Source organism: Rhodococcus sp. P4_F5, from assembly GCF_056401315.1.
On record NZ_JBFUJP010000146.1, the window covers coordinates 1 to 2,222 of the forward strand.

General features: G+C 66.9%; 3 protein-coding genes. 2 read left to right on the forward strand and 1 reads right to left on the reverse strand.

Annotation, left to right across the window (positions count from 1 at the left end; all coding sequences use genetic code 11):
* Nucleotides 1–425: ParA family protein (locus AC1DU4_RS26270; RefSeq protein WP_477844906.1), on the forward strand; the 425-nt coding region annotated here is incomplete at its 5' end.
* Nucleotides 422–910: a hypothetical protein gene (locus AC1DU4_RS26275; RefSeq protein WP_477844908.1), complete on the forward strand. Its 489-nt coding sequence runs from the start codon at nt 422–424 to the stop codon at nt 908–910. The genes AC1DU4_RS26270 and AC1DU4_RS26275, both read left to right, overlap by 4 nt.
* Nucleotides 911–918: 8 nt before the next feature.
* Here AC1DU4_RS26275 and AC1DU4_RS26280 read toward each other — a convergent pair whose 3' ends face one another.
* Nucleotides 919–1,803, reverse strand: a complete 885-nt coding sequence (locus tag AC1DU4_RS26280; RefSeq protein ID WP_477844910.1) for an MBL fold metallo-hydrolase — start codon at nt 1,801–1,803, stop codon at nt 919–921.
* Nucleotides 1,804–2,222: the final 419 nt, after the last annotated feature.

Sequence of the window (2,222 nt, forward strand, 5' to 3'; positions counted from 1 at the left end):
ACTACATCCTGATCGACTGCCCGCCGAACCTCGGGATCGTCACGCTCAACGGGCTGATGCTGGCCGACGGGTACATCATCCCCACCATTCCGGACGTGCTGTCGACGTACGGGATCCCGCAGATCCAGAAGCGGGTGCAGCAGTTCGCGACCCGGACCGACCACAGGCTCAAGGAGATCGGGCTGGTGATCACCAAGTACCGCAGCAACTCGAGCCTGCACCGGGCGACGATCGAGCGACTGCAGCGCGACGACAGCATCGCCAACGTCATGCCGTGCTGGGTGCCCGAGTCCAACCAGATCGCGGCCTCGGCGGAGTTCGTCGAGTTCGGGACGCTCAAGAAGAAGTACGGCGGGCAGGGCCAGTTCGACGCGCTGCGGATGGTCGCCGAGGACGTGCTGATGAACGCGCAGGTGTACCTGTGACGGGGGACGCGCGGCTCCGGGTCCAGGTCGCCGAGGCGCAGGCGGCACTGCTCAAGCTCAGCGCCGACAGTCCGGCGGTGGCGACGTCACTGGTCAAGCTGATCCAGGTGATCGCGGTCGAGGCGGCACGCACGCCGCGTTTCGCGAAGGCACTGGGCGAGGCACTGGCGTCGTCCGCTGCGTCGTCCGACCCGGCTGCTCCGACGGTGACGGTGCCCGTGCCGGCCCGCCGCGCACCTGCCAAGCCGCGCTCGCGGCGGGCACCCGGTGTGATCGACCCGTTCGAGGCGCATCGGACCGGCGGCGCCGACGGCCTGCGCGAGCGACTGCGGCCACTCGGGGTGGACCAGCTCAAGGACATCGTCGCGGAGCACTCGATGGACTACGACAAGCTGGCGATGCGCTGGCGGACGGCGTCCAAGCTGCAGGACCGGATCGTCGAGCGGGTCGAGGCACTCTCGTCCAAGGGCGACGCCTTCCGCTGAGAGCGGCTTCACCCCGCGGTCACGCGGGCGGGTTCGACGATGATCGAGAAATGGGCGAACTCGATCTCGTCGACCACCGCGCCGAGGACGTCCCGCGACCGGCGCGCTCCCGAACGCTTGCCGGCCAGGACCTCGAAGGCGTCGGCGACCTCCTGCAGTAGATAGGGCGCGGCGACAATCCGGCCGAAGTGGTTCATCGCAACCAGCGAGACGCTGTCCTTCAACGCCGCCAGTCGCGCGGTGCTCGCCGCGAAGTCCGCGAGATCCGATTCGGGTTCGTGCGCGTAGATAGGCCCGGAGTTGACGGTGTCACCGCCGAACAGGATCCCGCTCGCGGAGTCGTGCAGGCAGATGCTGTCCGGGGTGTGGCCGGGGGTGTGCAGGACCGTCACGGTGCGCCCGCCGAGGTCAAGGGTGTCGCCGTCGCCGACTGTCTCGGTGGGCGCCGGGGGAGCGACGCGCCAGGATCGCCGCACGACACTGGCCGGCGGGCGGCAGGGAGTGCTGTCGGCATCGAGCAGGTGCAGGTAGTCGCGGTCGACGCCGCGGACGGACTCCGACGCACGCACCATTCGATCGGTGTGGGCGAGATAGGTGTCCAGCACATGAGAGGGCGCCGGGGCAGCGAGCGCGTCGACGCCGGTCGGGTGGATCGCCACCCGGTCGAACTCGTGATTGCCGCCGACGTGGTCGAAGTGCGCGTGCGAGTTGACCACCCGTACCGGGAGGGCGGTGAGCGACTCGACGACGGGGCGAAGGGGGACGAACCCCATGCCGGTGTCGAACAGCAGGGCCTGTTCGGTGCCGGCGATCAGCCACAGGCTGACGTGCCCTGGTTCGGTGATGCTCCAGACTCCGCGTGCGATCTGGGAGATTCGGTGCCAAGTCGTCATGGGACTGCCTCGCCTGTCTCCGTGCGAATGCGCTGGACTCCATCATCGCCCTCCGTGGACCCGAAATGCCAGGTTTGCAACGCGTTCGGAGCGAGGAATGGCGCCTTGACCAGGCGATTTGGCGAAGCGCGATCTACTCGCGTAACTTATTCCAAGTCAGAGCGACACGGACACCGACCCGGACCGAGAGGTACGGGACACGAGGTAGGACGAAGTCGCTGACCATCCCACCAGCCAGAGAATGCGGGTTTGCGCCCGCGACTTCGATGGGTTAGGCTGGAAAAGTTGCCCCGGAACACCGAGAGAGCTAATCTCGGGTGTGAAGGTGTGTGCGTGTTCTTTGAGAACTCAACAGTGTGCCGATGAATGTCAGTGCCAAATTATTTGGTACTCCGCATCGTCTTTTGACGGTGTGGGTA

What these genes read in the sequence shown, in the direction of transcription:
- AC1DU4_RS26280 (WP_477844910.1), bottom strand. Translation starts at nt 1,803, where the DNA reads ATGACGACTTGGCACCGAATCTCCCAGATCGCACGCGGAGTCTGGAGC.